The sequence below is a fragment of the Prauserella marina genome (assembly GCF_002240355.1).
Taxonomy (GTDB): Bacteria; Actinomycetota; Actinomycetes; order Mycobacteriales; family Pseudonocardiaceae; genus Prauserella_A; species Prauserella_A marina.
Window position 1 is genome coordinate 4754519 of record NZ_CP016353.1, and the last position, 18311, is coordinate 4772829.

Here is an 18311-nt window from a genome sequence, read left to right on the forward strand (position 1 = left end):
GAAGCGCGGCGGGCAGACTGCCGCCGCTGTCCGGTGCCGTCGCGGCGTCGCCGCCGCTGTCCGGGCTGCCGCTGTCCGGTGCCGTCGCTGTCCGGGCTGCCGAGATTCCCCGGTGCGGATCTCGGCGACCCGAGCGCGGATCTCACCGACCTGGGTGCGGATCTCGGCAGCGCGAGCGCGGATCTCACCGGCGCGGGTGCGGATCTCGGCAGCGCGAGCGCGGATCTCACCGGCGCGGGTGCGGATCTCGGCAGCGCGAGCGCGGATCTCGCCGACCTGGGTGCGGATCTCGGCGGCGCGGGCGGGGGACTCGCGCGGTCGGCACCTGCCTGTCAGCTTGGCGTGCTCCCAGCACTGCGTGCTAATTTTCGCGTCACCCTCGACACACACCCGATCCAATCTTGATTGATTCCAGAAAATGCGGCACACTCCAGGGCGTGCCAACGGCTACGGACTTCGAGCGCATGCTGCGTGAGGTCGCGCTCCGCGTGACGCGCCCCCGCGTCGCCGTGCTGTCCGTGGTGCACGGCCATCCGCACGCCGACACGGATTCGATCATCGGTTTGGTGCGCGAAGATCTCGGCGGGGTGTCCCACCAGGCCGTCTACGACGTGTTGCGGGCTCTGACCGCCGCGGGACTGGTGCGGCGCATCGAACCGCAGGGTTCCGTGGCCCGCTACGAGGCACGGGTCGGCGACAACCACCATCACGTCGTCTGCCGGTCGTGTGGCGAGATCGCCGACGTCGACTGCGCCGTGGGCAGCGCACCCTGCCTGACCGCGTCCGAGAGCCACGGATTCGTGATCGACGAGGCCGAGGTCACCTACTGGGGCCTGTGCCCCGCCTGCTCGACCGTAACAAGTAACTGAGCAACACCGCTGAGCCTGGAAGGATTCCCGTGTCTGACAGTCCTGACGCCGTTGTTGGAGAGATGAACGTCGAGGAGGCCGGAGGCTGTCCGGTCGCCGCCGGGCGGTTCAAGCACCCGACCGAGGGTGGCACCAACAACGACTGGTGGCCGAATCAGCTCAACCTCAAGATCCTGCGCAAGCACCCCGCCGTCGCCGACCCCATGGACGAGGACTTCGACTACGCGGCCGAGTTCAACACTCTCGACCTCGACGCGCTCGCCGAGGACGTCGACAAGGTGCTGACCACGTCCCAGGAATGGTGGCCAGCCGACTTCGGTCACTACGGCCCCCTCATGATCCGCATGGCGTGGCACAGCGCGGGCACCTACCGCATCCAGGACGGCCGTGGCGGCGCCGGTGCCGGAATGCAGCGTTTCGCCCCGCTGAACAGCTGGCCGGACAACGGCAACCTCGACAAGGCACGCAGGCTGCTGTGGCCGGTCAAGAAGAAGTACGGCCGCAAGATCTCGTGGGCCGACCTGATGATCTTCACGGGCAACCGCGCGCTGGAGACCATGGGATTCAAGACGTTCGGCTTCGCGGGCGGAAGGGCCGACGTCTGGGAGCCCGACGAGGACGTCTACTGGGGCCCCGAGCGGACCTGGCTCGGCGACGAGCGCTACAGCGGCGACCGCGACCTCGAAAACCCGCTCGCCGCCGTCCAAATGGGACTCATCTACGTCAACCCGGAAGGCCCCAACGGCAATCCGGACCCGCTCGCCTCGGCGCGCGACATCCGCGAGACCTTCCGCCGCATGGCGATGAACGACGAGGAAACCGTCGCGCTCATCGCGGGAGGGCACACGTTCGGCAAGACCCACGGCGCGGCCGACGCGGACGTGCACGTCGGCGCCGAGCCGGAGGGCGCGCCCCTTGAGGAGCAGGGCCTCGGCTGGAAGAACAGCTTCGGCAGCGGCAAGGGAAGGGACGCCATCACCAGTGGCCTTGAGGTCACCTGGACCTCCACCCCGACGCGGTGGGGCAACGGCTTCTTCGACAACCTGTTCGGCTACGAGTGGGAACTGACGAAGAGCCCTGCCGGTGCCCACCAGTGGCAGGCCAAGGACGGCGCGGGCGCGAACACGATCCCCGACCCCGAGGACGGTTCGCTGAACCGCCCGCCGACAATGCTGACCACGGACCTCGCGCTGCGGTTCGACCCGGTCTACGAGCCCATCTCGCGGCGTTTCCACGAGAACCCCGACGAGTTCGCCGACGCCTTCGCCAGGGCGTGGTACAAGCTCACCCACCGCGACATGGGCCCGATTCAGCGTTACCTCGGACCGCTGGTTCCCCAGGAGATCCAGACCTGGCAGGACCCCATCCCCGAGGTGACGCACGCACTGGTCGACGCCGACGACGTCGCCGCGCTCAAGAAGCAGGTCATCGACTCCGGGCTTTCGGTGTCGCAGCTCGTGTCCACCGCGTGGGCCTCGGCTTCGACCTTCCGGGGCAGCGACAAGCGCGGCGGGGCCAACGGCGGCCGGATCCGGCTCGAACCCCAGCGGAGCTGGGAAGTCAACGAGCCGGAGAAGCTGGCAACGGTCTTGAAGGCGCTTGAGGAAATCCAGGAGTCGTTCAACAGCGCGGCCAGTGGCGGCAAGCGGATCTCGCTCGCCGACCTCATCGTGCTCGCGGGGTGTGCCGGTGTCGAGAAGGCCGCTGCCGACGCCGGTCACGACATCCGGGTTCCGTTCACTCCCGGCCGCGCGGACGCCGCGCAGGACCAGACCGACGTCGAGTCCTTCGCGGCACTGGAGCCCGCGGCGGACGGGTTCCGCAACTACCGGGGCAAGGCGGCAAGGCTGCCAGCCGAGTACCACCTCGTGGACCGCGCGAACCTGCTGAACCTGAGCGCCCCGGAGATGACCGTGCTCGTCGGCGGTCTGCGGGTGCTCGACGCCAACCACCAGCAGTCGAAGGACGGCGTGCTCACCTCGGCACCGGGCACGCTGACCAACGACTTCTTCGTGAACCTGCTCGACATGGGCACGGAGTGGAAGCCGGCGGAGGGCGCGGGGTCGCCCGCCGACAGCTTCGATGGCAAGGACTCGGCCACCGGCGAGGTCAAGTGGACCGGCACGAGGGCCGACCTCGTCTTCGGCTCGAACTCGGAGCTGAGGGCACTGGCCGAGGTCTACGCGAGCGACGACTCGCGGGAGAAGTTCGTGCGCGACTTCGTCGCCGCGTGGGACAAGGTCATGAACCTCGACCGGTTCGACATCGCCTGATTCCGTTCGGGTGATTCACGCCGAGCCCCGGTGTCCGGTATGGACACCGGGGCTCGGCTTTTCCGGCAGCCGCAAGGCGAGCAGGAGCAGACCGGACGGCAACGCGACCGCGAGGAAGAGCGCGGTCAGCAGCAGCGCGGCCGTCGATGGCGCGAGGTGGCCGATCATCGAGATGTGGACGACGAGGTGCGGTACCGCCCAGGTCAGGTACATCACGAGCGCCGTGCGGGTCAGCCACGTCCGTGTCCGGAGCGTCGCCGCCCCGAGCACCACGGCGCTGGCGAGCGACATCGCGCCGTAGTCACGCATGAGATGTTCGTTGTAGGCCATCCCCATTCCCACCACGTCGAGGGCGAAGAACCGCGCGGGCAGAACCAATGCCCACAGTCCGACGACGAGCTGGGTGGCGCAGAGGAATCCGAGCCCGAGCCTGAGCCATCGCATCACAGCGCCCCCGATCCCGCTCCGGCGAGGAAATCGGCGAACGTGATGCGCCCCATCACGGCCGTATCGGCGAGATTGTGTCCCTCACGGAAGCCGCGCATGATCTTGCCAGGCAAGGGAATCGCGCTGACCGGCCGACGACGGCCCTTCGCCCTCAGGTAGTCGCGCGCCAGCCCCGCCGCGTCCCGCACCTCGGGGCCGCCGATGTCGGGCGCCCGGTTCGCCGGTGCGCCGGACACGATCGGCACCAGCGTCGCCGCGACCTCGGTGACGTCGACCGGCTGGAACCGCACGCCAGAGGGCACCAGGGTGACCGGCGACCAGCGCTGCGCGTGGAAGATCGCGGCGATCAGTTCGTGGAACTGGGTCGCGCGCACGATCGTCCACGGCAGACCCGAGCGTTCCACCAGCCGTTCGCAGGCGAGCTTGGTGCGGTAGTAGCCGAGCGGAATGTCCTCGACTCCGACGATCGACACGTACACCAGATGCGGCGTTCCGGTCCGTTTCGCCTCTTCCACGAGGTTGCCGGTCGCGGCGAGGTCCCCTCGCCCGTTGGTGGTCGCCAGGTGAATGACGACATCCGTTGCGGCCGTCACATCGGCGAGCCCGCCGGGCGCACGCAGGTCGCCTACCGCCCACCCCACCGGGCCGTGCTCGCGCCGCCGCCTGGTCAGCACCCGCACCGGGTGACCGGCATCGAGCAACCGGGGCACCAGCACTCTCCCCAGCCTTCCGGTCCCGCCGGTGATCAGAATCCGTTTCGCCATGTCTCGCTCCGTAGTGGCCGACCGTCGCCGTACACCTATAGGGACCGGGCGACTCCCCGAAACGTGACAGCCCGCCGGGTTACCATCGCCCGACTACCCACCTCGAACTTGGGGAATCATGCGCCCGCTACCACCGTCCCCGACTTCCCGCTCCTCGCTCACAAGCACACGCACATCAGCGAACACATGACGAAGTACCGGCGTCCGGCGAACACGGCGCCCTCGTTCCGGTCGCTCAAGGAGCGCTGCTGATACCGCACCCGGACGAGTTGGCAGGCGCGTCCGAGCGCATCGTGAACGCGCTGGCCTTCGGTGCTTCCCCGTGGACGCGAAGCGGGCTGGTCGTGAACGGAACGACGCTGGAAGCCTGGAAGCTCCGGTTCACACGTCACCAGATCGCCGTGGCGAAGTTCGACAACGTCACGGTCGCGGTGATCCACAACAACCCGGAAGCCCGGACCCCCGAGCTTGTCTCGCTCCCCTCGGACGCGATCCGGAAGGCATGGGTCCGCTAGGACCCGAAACGTGACAACGCGCCGAGCTGGGCGCCGAGGTAACGGAGTTTCACCGGGTCGGCGACGATGCGGATGATGGTGATCCGCTTCTCGCCGATCTCCGGCACAAGCACACCGACCGGCTTCGACCCGGCCATGGCGAGAATCGCGGGCTCCCCGTTCACCTCGGCCACGGCGATCGTGAGTTCCTTGGCGTAGCGGCCGGTCACACTCGCCAGGTACCTGGCCACCTTCTCGGCGCCCCGCACCGGAATCCTGGCCACACCAGGCGTCTCGCCGCCATCGGCCACCGAGACGACATCCTCTGTGAGCATGCGTTCGAGCTCAGCGAGATCGCCGCCGCGCGCTGCGGCGAGGAACCGCTCGACCAGCACCCGGTTCGCCTTCGAGTCACCAGCCCGCCGGGGCAGGGCCTCGGCCAGCCTTTTGCGTGCTCTGCTGTGCAGTTGCCGTGAGTTCTGCTCCGAGAGCCCGGCGAGTTCGGCGATCTCCCGGTGGCCGTAGCCGAACGCCTCTCGCAACACGAAGACGGCCCGCTCACCAGGCGAGAGCCGGTCGGCAAGCACCAGGAACGCCAGCGACACCGTGTCCCGCTGCTCCGCGGTCTCCACCGGGCCGAGAGCGCCGTCGGAGGTGAGCACCGGCTCGGGCAACGAGAATCCCGCCTGGCGCTCCCTACGGTGCCGGGCCGACGTGAGCCGGTTCAGGCACAGGTTGGTCGTGACCTTGACCAGCCACGCCGACGGCTCAGCCACCGATGCGGGCTCCGTGCGGTTCCACCGGAGGAACGTGTCCTGAACGACGTCCTCGGCATCTGCCGCCGAACCGAGCATCCGGTAGGCGACCCCGAACAGCCGCCTCCGGTGTCGTTCGAACTCGAAGGCGGACGCGTCGTCCGCTCCGTTCCGCTCAGCCATCTCGCTCCACTCCGCACACTCCGCGTCCGGCAACGATGATCCAGCATCGGCGAAACGCCACGTCATCCGCTGTTACAGTGAGCCGGCTTTCGCACCGAGGACGTCTCCGGAGGCCGGTCATGCCCCATCCCGCGCAACTCCCACTGTCCGGGGTGACCGTGGTCGCCGTGGAGCAGGCGGTCGCGGCGCCGCTCGCGACCCGGCATCTCGCCGATCTCGGCGCACGGGTGATCAAGGTCGAAAGAGAACCCGGCGGCGATTTCGCGCGAGCCTACGACACCACGGTTCTCGGGCAGTCGAGTCACTTCATCTGGCTCAATCGCGGCAAGGAGAGCATCACTCTCGACCTGAAGTCCGAACGCGGCATCGACGTGCTGCGCGCGCTGCTTGCCAGGGCCGACGTCTTCGTGCAGAACCTCGCCCCCGGCGCGGCCGAGCGGATCGGCCTCGGCGCCGAGAGCCTGCTCGCCGACCATCCTCGGCTGATCGTGGCGAACATCAGCGGCTATGGGCCGACCGGTCCCTACCGGCACAAGAAAGCCTACGATCTGCTGTTGCAGTGCGAAACCGGCGTCGTGTCCATCACGGGAACACCGGAGGAACCGGCCAAGGCGGGCATCCCGGTCGCCGACATCGCAGCCGGGGTCTATGCCTACTCCGGCGTGCTGGCCGCGCTCTACGAGCGGGAACGCACCGGCGAAGGCCAGGTCGTCGAGATTTCCATGCTGGACGCGCTCAGTGAGTGGATGGGCTACCCCCGGTACTACAGCACCTACGGCGGGACACCACCCGCGCGCAGCGGTGCGCGGCACGCGGCGATCGCGCCGTACGGACCGTTCGCCACGAGTGACGGCCAGGTGTTCCTCGCCGTGCAGAACGAGCGCGAGTGGGGCGTGCTGTGCGAGAACATCCTGGGTGATCGCGGCCTCGCCGCCGATCCGCGCTTCGCGACCAATACCGAAAGGGTGGCCAACCGGGCCGCGCTCACCGCCCTCATCGAGAACCGGCTCGCCGGGCGCACCACGAGCGAGGTGGAGACACTGCTCGACGAAGCCCGGATCGCCAACGCCCGCATGCGCGACGTGAACGACGCGGCGGTGCACCCGCAACTTCTCGCCCGCGACCGGATCCGTTCCGTCGGCACTCCCGAGGGCGAGGTGCGGACGCTGCGGCCTCCCATGCTCAACGACGACCGCGAGACGGCGCTCGGCCCGGTACCGGCGGCGGGAGCACACACCAAGTCCATTATGGACTGGCTGGGCTTCGGGGACGACGCCTGAGCCGCGCCGACCGCTGCAACCCCGAGGCGATCAGCAAGGCGACGCCACCGATCGCGGCCATCACAAGGAAAACATCGGAGTATGCCTGGCCTTCCGAAGCGGAGTACAGCGGATTGAACGCGTCCGCGTCCGCGCGCGCCGCCGCGAGCACCCCGAAGACAGCAGGCCCTGTTCCGGCGCCGAGAAACTGCGCTCCCTGGAGTATCCCGATTCCGGCACCGGCTTGCCCGGCAGGCAGCACCCCGGCCACGGCGCCGATGAGCGGGGTCAGCACGAGCAGGAAACCGAGACCGATCCCGGCCATCCCGGCGCCGGCCGGAACAACGGAGGAACCTCCCGCGAAGGTGGAAAGTGCCAGCGCGGACCCGGTGATGAGCGCGAGACCGGTCAGCACGAGCGGGCGGGCTCCGAACCGGTCGGCGGCGCGGCCGATCGCGGGGGCGAGCACGGCGGCGACGATACCGGCCGGGATCATGACCAGGGCTCCCGCACCCGGTGTGAGGCCGTTGACCTCCACCACCAGCAGCGGAACGAACACGAGCCCACCGAGATTGACCATCATCGCGAGGAACACCACGACGAGCGCGATGCGGTAGACCCGGTCGCGCAGCAACGAAAGCGGAATGAACGGCTTCGCGGCGCGGGCCGTGCGGAACCCGAAGAGCACGAAGGCCGCCACCGCCGACACTAGGCTTGTCCACGCGGCCGGATCGGCGAAACCGGCAACCTGGGCCCTCGTCATGCCGAACAACGCCAGCCCCGCACCGGCTCCGAGCAGGATGCCGCCGAGCATGTCGAAGCCGCCCGCGCCAGCGGGTCGTTCACCGGGAAGCACCTTCCAGGCGGCGGGCAACAGTGACAACGCGGCCACGAACATGATCCAGAACAGCGCGGGCCAGCCGAGCAACTGCCCTGCCCCGCCACCGATCGCGGGGCCCGCCGCCGCTCCGATCCCCGCTCCCGCCGAAACCACGCCGATGCCCATGCCCCGCTTGCCTTCCGGCAGTGTTCTGGTCACCGCGACGACCGAGAGCACGGGCAACCCCGCGGCCCCCATGCCCGCCACGACGCGCCCCGTGACGAGCACGAGCAGGCTGGCGGCCAGCGCGCACACCAGAGTGCCCAGTGCGTAGACCAGCAGTGCGAACACGAAAAGGCCGCGCAGGCTGAACCGGTCGGAAACCCGGCCATAGAAGGGAATTCCGACCGAGAAGGTCAGCAGGAATCCGGTCACCACCCAGGCCAGTTCCGGCTCCCCCGCGCCGAACGCCGTTCCCATCGTCGGCAGCATCAAGGTGACCATGTCGCTGGCCACGACCGTGACGAGCACGGCGGGCACGAGCACCGCCAGCAACGCCGGTGCCGACCGGGCTCCCGCGACGGTGGATACGGACGTCATGCTGGATGCCTCCGGAGTATTTATTGCAACCAATTTGGTTACAGTTAGGGCAGCGAAAAAGCGGCGCTGAACAGCCGTCCTGTTCAGCGCCGCGACGGCAGGGAGCGCTCGGCGATCAGCACCTGCGACACGAGGTCGTCGATCGTCGTCCGGCCAAGCCGTTCCCGCATGGCCTGCTCGGCGGCCTGGAACTCCACCTCAAGAATGGCCTGGATGTGCCGTCCCACCTCGCATTCCGAGTTGGGCGGATGCGGATGCCTGGCCAGCACCTGTTCTGCCTCGACGGCGATGTGCGCGTCGTGGAGCGTGATCTCCCTCGGACCGCGGGCGAGCGACCAGCCGCCGCCGCGCCCCTCGCTCGACAACACCAGACCCGCGTCGCGCAAGCTGCCGAGGATCCGTCGCACGAGGACGGGATTGCTCGCAAGGCTTTCCGCGATCTCGGCCGACGTCAGCGAACGTTCCCAGCGAGCGAGCATGGTGAGCGCGTGTATCGCGACCGCGCTCCGGCTACTGAGACTCACCGCGTTCCTTCCACGCCGACCATCAAACTGCCATCAAGCTAGTTACAGTTCGAACCGCTGTCAATCACCCGACTTGCACAGCTCGCCGTCGCGCGTTATGCATGAGTCATGCATGAAAGGGTCGCCAATCTGCTGGGTGCCGCCGCACTGGCCGTGACCGACCGGGTGCTCGCCGGAGCGCGGGCCAATGCGGGAGTGAGCGCCAGCGGCGCCGCCGCCCTCGTGGTGGCATCCACCGGCCACGAACTGAGTGTGACCGAACTGGGACGCAGGATCGGGCTGAGTCAATCGGCCGCCGCGCGCATGGTCGACTCACTGGAAGGCAAGCGTTTGCTGGAACGGCGGCCCCGGCACGGCAGAGAGGTCGCCGTCGGGCTCACCGACGAGGGCCACAGGGTCGCCCGTGGCCTGCTCGACGCGCGCGGCACCGGGCTGGAGAGCCTGCTCGACGCGCTGAGCCCAGCCGAACAGAAGCAGCTCGGCGACTTGCTGAGCACCCTGCTGACCCGCATCCACCAGGACGTCGGCAACGCGGACCTGCTGTGCCGGTTGTGTGACCGCGCGAGCTGCACCACCGACGCGGTGTGCCCGGTCGGGCAAGCGCAGCGGGACGGACCGGGCTGAGCGATGGGCGCGCTGCTCGCCCTGGCATCGGCGATCTGTTACGGCCTTTCCGACTTCGTCGGCGGGCTCGTGGCCCGCAGGGCGCCGTTCGCGACCGTCGCGTTACTCGGACAGGCCGGCGGGCTGGTGTTCGCGCTCGCCTTCGTCCCGGTCGTGCCCACCGGCGCGGTGGGCGCCGCCGACCTCGGCTGGGGAGCGCTGTCGGGGGTCGGCACCGGAATCGGCATGCTCTTCCTGTTCCGTGGACTGGCGGATGGCGCGATGAGCGTGGTCGTTCCGGTCAGCGCGGTGGGCGGTGTCGCGTTGCCCGCGCTCGCGGGAGTCGCCTTTCTCGGTGAGCGACCTCCACCGTTGTCCTGGCTGGGAATCGCGGTCGCCGTTCCCGCGCTGTGGCTGGTCTCCCACACTCGCTCCGGCACCGGCGGTGTCCCCGGCCCCGTCGCGAACGGGCTGATCGCGAGCACCGGAATCGCCGTGCAGTACCTCGCGCTCGCGCAAGCCACGCCCGCTTCTGGCGGGTGGCCCGTCGTCGCTGGCCGCGTCGCGGCGATCCTCACTGTGCTGCCGTGGACCCGCGCCCCCAGACTGCGCTTACGACCCGCTGCCATTCCACTGCTCGCGGCGCTCGCCGGGATCGCGGCCGCGCTCGCGTTGCTGTGTTATCTGCTCGCCACGCGGCACCAGCTCGTCGTGATCGCCGTGGTGCTCTCCTCGCTCTATCCGGTCATACCTGTGGTGCTCGGCATTGTCGTTCTGCGAGAACGACTGCGTGCCACACAAGTGGCCGGACTGCTGGCCTCGGCGGCGGCCGTCACGCTCCTCACCGCGGGGTGAGAGATCCGCGAAGCGAGCCAGTTTCACCATGATGCCAACGGATGAATTGGCGGTGACCCAACAGGTTGCACATCGTAGGCATTTCGACGGAGTGGGATTTGAAACTCATCTGCTTACGGTGACAAGCAGCGGTGAATCAAACCCCTCTCCGGCGACGACCTCGGAGACAAGCGTCACCAGCCAGCCAATGGCAGCCAATGGCAGCCAACGACCATTCCACCACCCTGAACCGAAAAGAAGATTAGTACACAACCGGAACATTCCAAAATGCCCCGGAATCTCCGGTGAACCGGCGCAGGCATGACCTTCGCTTGCTGGATGGATTTCTGACTTGATGATCTTTCGGCTAAATCTTGCCAACCGTCGTTCGAACGATCCTTCGGTTGAGATGACGGAATTCCCCCGACCTGCGCTCAGTGCAACAAGCACGTCTACGTCGTTATCTGATCCAATATCAGAGAACCAGCCTGAGTCCTGAATCAACTGACCAGCCTTGGCCTGTTCCGGCAATTCACCTCGTGAATAAATTCCGTCCAACGGGAGCAAGATCTGCAAGGCATTCACGTTGACGTTCCCGATTCTGGAAACAACATCACCCGCACATGCGAGAAAGGGGCTGAACCCGGCAGCAATTCACCCGACAAGAGATCAGTAACGGAAACCTGAAACCAGCCAACACTTCATTCCCGGCGGATGAGCGGTTCCACCAACGCCCACGACTCGTCGAGCACCAGCCGCCGCGACAACTCATCCATCACGAGTCGTGATCTTGCCCGCACCTCAACCAACATCCAACCGAGACACACTCTTAGCTTGGTCCGGATCGCTGCCCGCCTGGCCAGAAGCTCTTCAACAAATCCTCGCCCCAGTTACCTGAATTAGCGGTGCTGAGCGGAACGGTAAGGCGGCGCTCGTGCGCGAGGGTACCACGGCCGAGCTCACAGTCGTTCTGATCGATGACGGCGCTGATCCGCGGCCCGGGACGGTGCCGAGTTCCGCGCTACGGTGCCGTCGACCTCGAGCCGTCTGCTCCCTGACGCCGAGAGATTGTTGAACAATACTCTTGTCCTCATAATCAACACTGGGTTACAGTGCGCCATCGCTTCCGACAGGAAAGGATTTTTGATGAAGTCACGCATGGGTGTCCGCGCTGCGGTCGCCTTGTCGTCCGGAGCCTTGGCGGTCCTGGCCTTCCATGGCACCGCTTCAGCAGCCCCGGCCCCGCCCGGCGGGGGCAGCTGGGACCACACCTGGTCGGGCGCGGCCGGTGATTTCAAGGTGTACGTGAAGGAATACGGCGACGTCATCTCTGTGTGCGACACGAAGAAGGACGGCAAATCTCCGACTGTGTGGGTCGGCCCCGGGTCAACCACGCGGTACAAGTTCACGGTGCCCGGCGGCACGGGCAGTTGCGCAACGAAGAGCGCTTCGCTCGGCGGTAAGTACAACCTGCCCGAGGGGCAGAAGTTCACGGTCACGGCGTGCAGCTGGGGTTGTGGCGCCAAGCCGTTCGTGAACGATCACTGAGCCAGGCCTGGGGAAATACCGGTCGCCGGCGAGCCAATGCCGATCAGGCTGCTCGCCGGCGGCAACCGATGATGGAAGGCCGGGCCGATTTGGCCGATCGCGAGAATGGCGGGCTCGCGGTGCGCCATAGGTAATGGCCTCAGGCGTGGGCCCCGGCGCTGAGTTCCGCCCATGCGATGCCTCCGGTAATCTGCTACGAGCACATCCGGCAGAGTGTGGTCTGCTGGTGGTGCGCCTGCCCCGGCGTGGCCGCTCCGGCCGGGGGAGATCCGCGCGTGGGGTGCTCGCCAGACCGATGCGCTCTCCCGTAAAAATTCACGCGCCAAGCTTTTGCATAGCATCTTGCATTCAAGATACTTCAACGAGAGTAACGGACACCGAACAATCGACTACGAATCGGAACGAGAATAACCCGCTGAGCAGAGCTGCTGATAGTGCAATTAACATCGCGCGGCGACCAGCAAAGCCGTGGCACGCGGATACGTTCGAGCGAACATCGGGTTCACGTATCAGCTTTGTCCCATCGCCGTCAGCGCACAACCGGCAAGCCTCGCGGCGATACCCGCGATCTGGTCCGCCACATCAGACCCGACCAGCACCGACCCTCAGCCAGGCCCCGCCTCGCATGAACGCATCCTGCCCCCGGAACGGCCTGGTCCATTGTGGACTCCAAGTCGCCCCGAATTCTCCCGACAGACGCTCGTCGGCACCGAGCCGGAAGCAGCCCGATCCGAATCCTGCCGCGACTCCGCGACTCGGTCACCCAACCCCGTACGGGCAACACTTCCGTCATCCCAACGCACGGCGATCCTCCCCCTCACGCCGTTTCGCTGTCATTCACGGCCGAGATACTCCCCATCCGGCCCGCAACGGCTTCAGCCAGCATCGACCATAGCCACCCGCACGGGAACACCGCAAGCGATCGCGCGATGACGACCAGGTTTGCGGCAGCCCTTACCGGCGCGCTAGCCTTCTGCTACAGATGTAGCAGAAGTGATCGGAGTTGCCGCATGACCACCATTGGCGAAACCGATGAGCCGCGAGCGGCGCGCCGCTTCCGCGATCACACCCTGGCCTACGCTCCCGGCGAGCTGCTGCGGTGGCTACACCGGCGACGCGGCCCGCTCGCGAAAATCGGGATGGGCACGGCGGGTTACACCTATCTGCTTGGCCCGGAGGCCAACCGGTTCGTCTTCGCCAACTCCGACCGGTTCCGCTGGCGGGACGCGTTCGACTGGCTGGTTCCCGTCGACGGCGAAACGTCGATGCTGCTCAGCGACGGGCACGAGCACCGGAGGCGCCGCAGGCTCGTGCAACCGGCCATGAACCACCGGCAGATCGCGGGCTACGTCGACACCATGACCGGCAACGCCGACCTCGCGATCGACTCGTGGCGGGCAGGGGAACGGATCGACGTCTACCGGGAATTGCGCGCCGCGATCCGGCGCAGCACACTACAGGCCCTTTTCGGTCCGAGACTCGCCGCCGACGCCACGTTCTTCGGCGATCAACTACAGATTCTGCTCGACCTGTGCGACGGGCTTCCGCAGACCGTCGCGTTGCGAAGGAGACTGTCCACACCGGAATGGCGGAAGGCAATGGCCGCGAGGGACCGTGTGGACGAACGCATCTACGCCGAGATCGAGCACGTGCGCGCGGCCATTCCAGGGAAAGAGCAAACCGTACTCGCCTCCCTCGTCCACGGCACGGACGAAGAAGGGCTTCGACTGTCTGATGTGGAGATACGGGACCAGACGGTCACCCTGATCGTCGCGGGATACGAGACGACGAGCGCCGTCCTCGGCTGGGCCGTATACGCGATGCTCAGCACGCCTGGCGTGTGGGCCAAAGCCAAAGCCGAGGTTCTGGAGGTACTCGGCGACCGCACGCCGACGGCCGCCGACCTCAAGAATCTCAGGTACCTGACCAACGTCGTGCACGAGACATTGCGGCTCTACCCCGCCGTTGTCGTCGTCGGCAGGAGAGCGAACGAGGACATCGAGTTCGACGGCTCGCTGATCCGCGAGGGAAGCATGGTCATCATCAGCCCCTACGTCACCCATCGCATGCCGCAACTGTGGAGGGAACCCACCCGGTTCCGGCCTGAACGCTGGGATCCCCGCGACCCGGGATACCGCAAGCCGACCCCGCACGAATTCCTGCCGTTCGGTTCGGGGCCGCATCGCTGCATCGGCTCGTCCATGGCGAGTACCGAACTCATCGTGATGCTGGCCAGGTTGCTCGCGAGGACCACGCTGTCCCTTCCCGCGCAACGTATTCGCCCTGCCAGCATGATCTCCCTCCGGCCCGCACGGGGCCTGCTCGCCGACGTGGTCGCGACCGGTTCCCGTGCGTGATGCTGTAATGCGGGCATGAGCAACACGCCCCTGCGACCCCGGCAAACCGTGCGCAAGCAGCGCGCGGCCGACGCGGCGATCGAGGTGATCGCGGCGGACGGGTTACGGGGATTGACCCATCGTGCCGTCGACGTGCGGGCCGACCTTCCCTCAGGGAGCACGAGCAGTTGTTTCCGGACCCGGCTGGCGCTGCTGAAAGCGGTGCTCGACCGGATGGTGGAGCTGGATTCGGAAATGCTCGACCGGATTCCGGTGTCGGGGTGGAGCCTGGCCGGAAGGGCTGGGCGCGCGGCGATCGTGGACATGCTGACCGGAGTGCTGGAGTACGCGCTGGGGCCAGCGCGGTCGCGGACCATCGCGAGGCTGGAGTTGTACCTGGACGCGACGCGGCACAGGGAACTCGAAGCGGAGTTGATCGCCGCGAACCGGGGGTTCGTCGAGCGGGTTGCCGCGGGAATGCGGGCGGCGAACGTGGCCGATCCGGAACGCGCGGCGCGGTTGCTGACGGCACAACTGGACGGATTGCTCTACGACGCGCTGGCGAGGCCGTTTCTCGACGGCGGCGACAGGGACACGTTGCGCCGCGGGATCGAAGTGATCGTGCACGGCTACACCGTTCCCGGCCTGCGCGGTAAACGCACCTCATAGGAGCGTCACTGGCCGATCTGGGGAAAGAAACCCCGCACGTAAGGGTCGGGGAGAGCACGCATCTCGGCTGGCGCCCCGGTCGCGACGATGCGGCCGTGACGCATGAACACCATCCGGTCGGCGCCCCCGGCCTCGACCGCCAGCGTGGCGTCGTGGGTGATGGTCAGTAAGGCCGCACCGGTGTCAGCGTAGGTTCGCAGGTTGGCCCACACCTCGTGAGCGGTACCCAGGTCGAGGGACGCGGTGGGCTCGTCCACGACCAGCAGATCGGGGCAGGGCAGCAAGGCCGCCGCCAGCGCGGCACGCTGGATCTGACCACTGGAGTGCTGGTCCGGATACAGGTCGAGCACGTCCGTCGGGTACAACGCCGCCGCGCAGGCGTTCTCGACGCTCCGGCAGGGGCGCGGCCCTCGACGCTCGTGGAGCTGCGCCCCAACGGTGCGCTCCGCGGCGAACGCCGTGACGCCGGACTGCGGCACCAGGCCGACGGTCCCTGAACGGAGCCGCCGCCACTGCCGCTCATCCCGCACCACCGTGCCGTTGACCCGGACGTCTCCGGTGCTGCGCGCGACCGAGGGAAGCAGGCCCGTCAGCGCGGCGGCGACCATGGATTTGCAGCACCCGGATTCGCCGAGCAGCACGGTGATCCGCCCCGCGGGGACCACGAGATCCACCGAATCGAGGATCGTCTCGTTCCACCGTCCCGTGTCGACCTCGACGGTCAGCTCGCTCAGCTCGGCGGTCGACATCGACCGATCCTCGCACGCCGACCGCTCAGCCCTCGGAACACCTGGCCAACACCTCAGACAAGCGGATGGGTACGGTGTGGCGATGCCCCCATTCGTACAGCGCAGGCCGCTGACGTCGCTGACGGCCGATGCGCTGCTCGACGACATCCGCTCAGGACGGTGGCCGCTTGGCCAGCGGCTGCCGGGCGAGGCCACTCTCGCCGCCCAGCTCGGTGTCGGCAGGTCGACGTTGCGCGAGGCGATCCGTGAGCTGGCAGGCAAAGGCGTGCTCGATTCGCGGCAAGGCGCCGGTGTCTTCGTCATCGCCACCGACGTCACCGAAGACTGGGACGCCGTGCTGCGGCGCGCCTCCGTCGGTTCGGTCATCGAGGCGCGCATGGCGATCGAGACGGAAGCCGCCGCGCTCGCCGCCGAGCGCAGAACCCCGGCCGACCTGCGGACGATCAACCGCGCGCTCGGCGCCCGCCGCTGGTGCGACCGCGACCTCGCCGACCACGTCGACGCGGACATGGTCTTCCACCGCACCGTCCTCGTCGCGGCTCACAACGACGTGCTCACCGAACTGTTCGACAGCTTCGTGCCAAGGGTGCGCAAGGCGATGGTGGACATGCTCAGGATCCGGCCGCTCGACTCCCCCGACGACGACCACACCGCACACGCACTGCTGGCCACCGCCATCGCCGACCGCGACCCCGTCGCGGCGGCCGAGGCGAGCCGCACCCACCTGACCGACCTGAAACGGCAGTTCACATGACCGAGGAGCCCGAAGGGACCGATGCTGTTCTCGAACTGAGGGAGGTCACCTTCCGCAGGCAGGGAAAGCAGATCCTGACCGACGTCAGCTTCACCGTCGGCAGGGGTGAGCACTGGGCGCTGCTCGGCCCCAACGGGGCGGGCAAGAGCACGGTGCTCGGCTTCTGCGGGGCGCTGACCCATCCGACGGCCGGCGCCGTTCACGTACTCGGTCAGCAACTCGGCCGCGTCGAACTACAGGCGCTGCGCCGCGCGATCGGTCACGTGAACCCCAGGCACCCGCTGCGCTCGCCGCTCACGGTGCGGGAGGTCGTGCTCAGCGGCATCACCGGCAGCATCGACCTGCCACCCCGCTGGCGGCCCGTTCCCGAGGACGTCGACCGGGCCGAGGCGCTGATCGACGTCCTCGGCCTTCGCGGGAAAGCAGGCGATCGCTGGCCGACGCTCTCCCAGGGCGAACGCGGGCGCACGCTGCTGGCTCGGGCGCTGATCTGCGGGCCGAGGCTGCTGTTGCTCGACGAACCCTCGACGGGGCTGGACGTCGCCGCTCGCGAACAGTTGCTGGAGACGGTCGACCTGCTCGACGAGACCCATCCCGGCATCGCGTCGGTATTGGTCACCCACCACCTGGAAGAGCTGCCGACCACGACGACCCACGCGCTGCTGCTCGCCGAAGGCAAGGTCGTCGCGGCCGGTCCGGCCGCCACGACGGTGACGACCGCGAACGTCTCCTCGGCCTTCGACCACCCCGTCGAGGTCGGCTACCAGCACGGCCGCTGGTCGGCGAGGGCGGTCAGGAGCAGGCGCGCGGCGGTGGCGACGCTCGGCTGAGCCGGGCGGCGGTTCGGTGGACCTCCGGGTCGACATCGGTGATCACCCCGATGTGGCGTGGCTCGGAAGGTCGTAGGTTCCTCACTGCCTGGCCACCCCGGTCTGGTGAATTCGCTGGATTGGGGGCCGAAATGACGGCTGGTCTTCGATGGGCCACGAGCGCTGCCGGGTTGTTCGTGTTGTGGGGCCTGCTGCACATGGGGCTCGGCGTCTCGATGGTGATCGACGGCTTCGCAGGCGGGACCGCCGGTGAACTGGAAGCCGAAAGCCTCATGTTCTTCATCTGCGCGACCGTGCTGGGAGCGCAGGCCGTCGCCGTGGCGCTGGCCATGAACCGGATCAACAGCAGGCTGGGGTATTGGCTCAACATCACCGTCCTCGGCGTGGTCGACGTGGCGTTCCTCTTCGTTCTCGTGATCCCCGGCCACGTGGACCTCATCGGCGGAACGTCGGGACCTGTCATATGGCTGGCCGCGTCCGTGTGTGCCACGGTGGCGTTGCGGCGCGAGCCGGTGAGCGCCTGACGCCGTGCTCATTGTCGGCCGACCGCTCCGTCAGCGAATCTTCTCCCCGTAGACGTGGCCGACCTTCAGCACCATGAGCACCCTGCGATCGGACACCATGACCGACCGGTATTCCTCCCAGTCAGGGTGTTCTCCCGCCGCGCTGCGGTAGTAGTCCACCAGTGCCTCGACCTCGGCGCCGTGCGGGTCGGTGCCAGGCCCGATGAGCGTCACCGTGCCCTCGGCCGTCGCCCACGCCCAGCCGTCGGAGCTGGTCACCTCCAGCGCGGCCCTCGGGTCCCTCCTCAAGTTCACCGTCTTGGCCCTGCCCTCGGTCATCGAGACGTAGATGGTCTGGTTCGCGCGGTCGAAGAACGGGGTCACAGGGGAAAGCTGGGGAAGACCGTTGGCCTTGATCGTGGCCAGTACCCCGAGCTTGCTCTCGGCGAGCAGGGCGTGGGGGTCGAACGACGGTGACATGAAAGGGCTCCTCTCGG

21 protein-coding genes are annotated in these 18311 nt (G+C 67.7%); 13 read left to right on the top strand and 8 right to left on the bottom strand.

Annotation, left to right across the window (positions count from 1 at the left end; all coding sequences use genetic code 11):
* Nucleotides 1-78 precede the first annotated feature (78 nt).
* The 3 genes from BAY61_RS22260 to katG are packed head-to-tail and all read left to right on the top strand — an operon-like array spanning nt 79 to nt 3142.
* On the top strand, nt 79-405 hold the full coding sequence (locus tag BAY61_RS22260; RefSeq protein ID WP_091809592.1) for a hypothetical protein: 327 nt from the start codon (nt 79-81) through the stop codon (nt 403-405).
* 32 nt (nt 406-437) lie between these two features.
* A complete protein-coding gene (locus BAY61_RS22265; RefSeq protein ID WP_091809590.1) occupies nt 438-869 on the top strand; it encodes a Fur family transcriptional regulator in 432 nt (143 codons plus the stop codon).
* A 29-nt stretch (nt 870-898) separates the two neighbouring features.
* Nucleotides 899-3142 (top strand): catalase/peroxidase HPI, encoded by a 2244-nt coding sequence (katG, locus tag BAY61_RS22270; RefSeq protein ID WP_091809589.1) that lies wholly within the window; start codon nt 899-901, stop codon nt 3140-3142.
* A 15-nt stretch (nt 3143-3157) separates the two neighbouring features.
* Here the strand turns inward: katG and BAY61_RS22275 are convergent, their stop codons facing one another.
* Both BAY61_RS22275 and BAY61_RS22280 read right to left on the bottom strand, forming a co-directional pair.
* Nucleotides 3158-3586, bottom strand: a complete 429-nt coding sequence (locus tag BAY61_RS22275) for a hypothetical protein (protein ID WP_091809587.1) — start codon at nt 3584-3586, stop codon at nt 3158-3160.
* Nucleotides 3586-4353, bottom strand: a complete 768-nt coding sequence (locus BAY61_RS22280) for an SDR family oxidoreductase (RefSeq protein WP_091809585.1) — start codon at nt 4351-4353, stop codon at nt 3586-3588. The genes BAY61_RS22275 and BAY61_RS22280 overlap by 1 nt, the downstream gene beginning before the upstream one ends.
* A gap of 269 nt (nt 4354-4622) precedes the next feature.
* On the opposite strand from BAY61_RS22280, the gene BAY61_RS22285 reads away from it, so the two are divergent.
* Nucleotides 4623-4868: a hypothetical protein gene (locus BAY61_RS22285; RefSeq protein ID WP_091809583.1), complete on the top strand. Its 246-nt coding sequence runs from the start codon at nt 4623-4625 to the stop codon at nt 4866-4868.
* Here the strand turns inward: BAY61_RS22285 and sigJ are convergent.
* On the bottom strand, nt 4865-5785 hold the full coding sequence (sigJ, locus tag BAY61_RS22290; protein WP_091809581.1) for an RNA polymerase sigma factor SigJ: 921 nt from the start codon (nt 5783-5785) through the stop codon (nt 4865-4867). The genes BAY61_RS22285 and sigJ overlap by 4 nt on opposite strands.
* Before the next feature lie 119 nt (nt 5786-5904).
* Here sigJ and BAY61_RS22295 point away from each other — a divergent pair, with 119 nt between their 5' ends.
* Nucleotides 5905-7065 carry a CaiB/BaiF CoA transferase family protein gene (locus BAY61_RS22295; protein ID WP_091809579.1) on the top strand — a complete coding sequence of 387 codons (1161 nt, stop codon included), beginning with the start codon at nt 5905-5907 and terminating at the stop codon, nt 7063-7065.
* Here BAY61_RS22295 and BAY61_RS22300 read toward each other — a convergent pair.
* Both BAY61_RS22300 and BAY61_RS22305 read right to left on the bottom strand, forming a co-directional pair.
* The gene (locus tag BAY61_RS22300) at nt 7031-8464 is read right to left on the bottom strand and encodes an MFS transporter (RefSeq protein ID WP_091809577.1); all 1434 of its coding nucleotides are present in this window, start codon (nt 8462-8464) and stop codon (nt 7031-7033) included. The genes BAY61_RS22295 and BAY61_RS22300 overlap by 35 nt on opposite strands.
* An 83-nt stretch (nt 8465-8547) precedes the next feature.
* The gene (locus tag BAY61_RS22305; RefSeq protein WP_091809575.1) at nt 8548-8988 is read right to left on the bottom strand and encodes an Rrf2 family transcriptional regulator; all 441 of its coding nucleotides are present in this window, start codon (nt 8986-8988) and stop codon (nt 8548-8550) included.
* 108 nt (nt 8989-9096) lie between these two features.
* Between BAY61_RS22305 and BAY61_RS22310 the strand changes: the two genes are divergently transcribed.
* Both BAY61_RS22310 and BAY61_RS22315 read left to right on the top strand, forming a co-directional pair.
* On the top strand, nt 9097-9612 hold the full coding sequence (locus BAY61_RS22310) for a MarR family winged helix-turn-helix transcriptional regulator (RefSeq protein WP_091809573.1): 516 nt from the start codon (nt 9097-9099) through the stop codon (nt 9610-9612).
* Nucleotides 9613-9615: 3 nt separating this feature from the next.
* Entirely contained in the window at nt 9616-10446 is an 831-nt protein-coding gene (locus BAY61_RS22315; protein ID WP_091809571.1) for an EamA family transporter, read from the top strand.
* Between the two features lie 105 nt (nt 10447-10551).
* Here the strand turns inward: BAY61_RS22315 and BAY61_RS33070 are convergent, their stop codons facing one another.
* Nucleotides 10552-11010, bottom strand: a complete 459-nt coding sequence (locus BAY61_RS33070; RefSeq protein ID WP_143021451.1) for a hypothetical protein — start codon at nt 11008-11010, stop codon at nt 10552-10554.
* A gap of 561 nt (nt 11011-11571) precedes the next feature.
* On the opposite strand from BAY61_RS33070, the gene BAY61_RS22320 reads away from it, so the two are divergent.
* The 3 genes from BAY61_RS22320 (at nt 11572) to BAY61_RS22330 (ending at nt 14978) form a co-directional block, all read left to right on the top strand.
* The gene (locus BAY61_RS22320; protein ID WP_143021450.1) at nt 11572-11973 is read left to right on the top strand and encodes a hypothetical protein; all 402 of its coding nucleotides are present in this window, start codon (nt 11572-11574) and stop codon (nt 11971-11973) included.
* A 1010-nt stretch (nt 11974-12983) separates the two neighbouring features.
* Complete coding sequence (locus tag BAY61_RS22325) at nt 12984-14330, top strand: cytochrome P450 (protein ID WP_091809567.1); 1347 nt, start codon at nt 12984-12986, stop codon at nt 14328-14330.
* Between the two features lie 15 nt (nt 14331-14345).
* Nucleotides 14346-14978: a TetR/AcrR family transcriptional regulator gene (locus BAY61_RS22330; RefSeq protein ID WP_091809565.1), complete on the top strand. Its 633-nt coding sequence runs from the start codon at nt 14346-14348 to the stop codon at nt 14976-14978.
* A 5-nt stretch (nt 14979-14983) separates the two neighbouring features.
* On the opposite strand, the gene BAY61_RS22335 is transcribed toward BAY61_RS22330, so the two are convergent.
* On the bottom strand, nt 14984-15727 hold the full coding sequence (locus BAY61_RS22335) for an ATP-binding cassette domain-containing protein (protein ID WP_091809564.1): 744 nt from the start codon (nt 15725-15727) through the stop codon (nt 14984-14986).
* Nucleotides 15728-15809: 82 nt separating this feature from the next.
* Between BAY61_RS22335 and BAY61_RS22340 the strand changes: the two genes are divergently transcribed.
* The 3 genes from BAY61_RS22340 to BAY61_RS22350 all read left to right on the top strand — a co-directional run bounded on the left by BAY61_RS22340 (nt 15810) and on the right by BAY61_RS22350 (nt 17835).
* On the top strand, nt 15810-16481 hold the full coding sequence (locus BAY61_RS22340; protein ID WP_091809890.1) for a FadR/GntR family transcriptional regulator: 672 nt from the start codon (nt 15810-15812) through the stop codon (nt 16479-16481).
* Nucleotides 16478-17311, top strand: coding sequence for an ABC transporter ATP-binding protein (locus BAY61_RS22345; protein WP_091809562.1), 834 nt, complete (start codon nt 16478-16480; stop codon nt 17309-17311). Before BAY61_RS22340 ends, BAY61_RS22345 begins: the two co-directional genes overlap by 4 nt.
* A 131-nt stretch (nt 17312-17442) precedes the next feature.
* Entirely contained in the window at nt 17443-17835 is a 393-nt protein-coding gene (locus BAY61_RS22350; protein WP_211323639.1) for a hypothetical protein, read from the top strand.
* 30 nt (nt 17836-17865) lie between these two features.
* Here the strand turns inward: BAY61_RS22350 and BAY61_RS22355 are convergent, their stop codons facing one another.
* Complete coding sequence (locus BAY61_RS22355; RefSeq protein WP_091809560.1) at nt 17866-18294, bottom strand: PPOX class F420-dependent oxidoreductase; 429 nt, start codon at nt 18292-18294, stop codon at nt 17866-17868.
* Between the last annotated feature and the right edge of the window lie 17 nt (nt 18295-18311).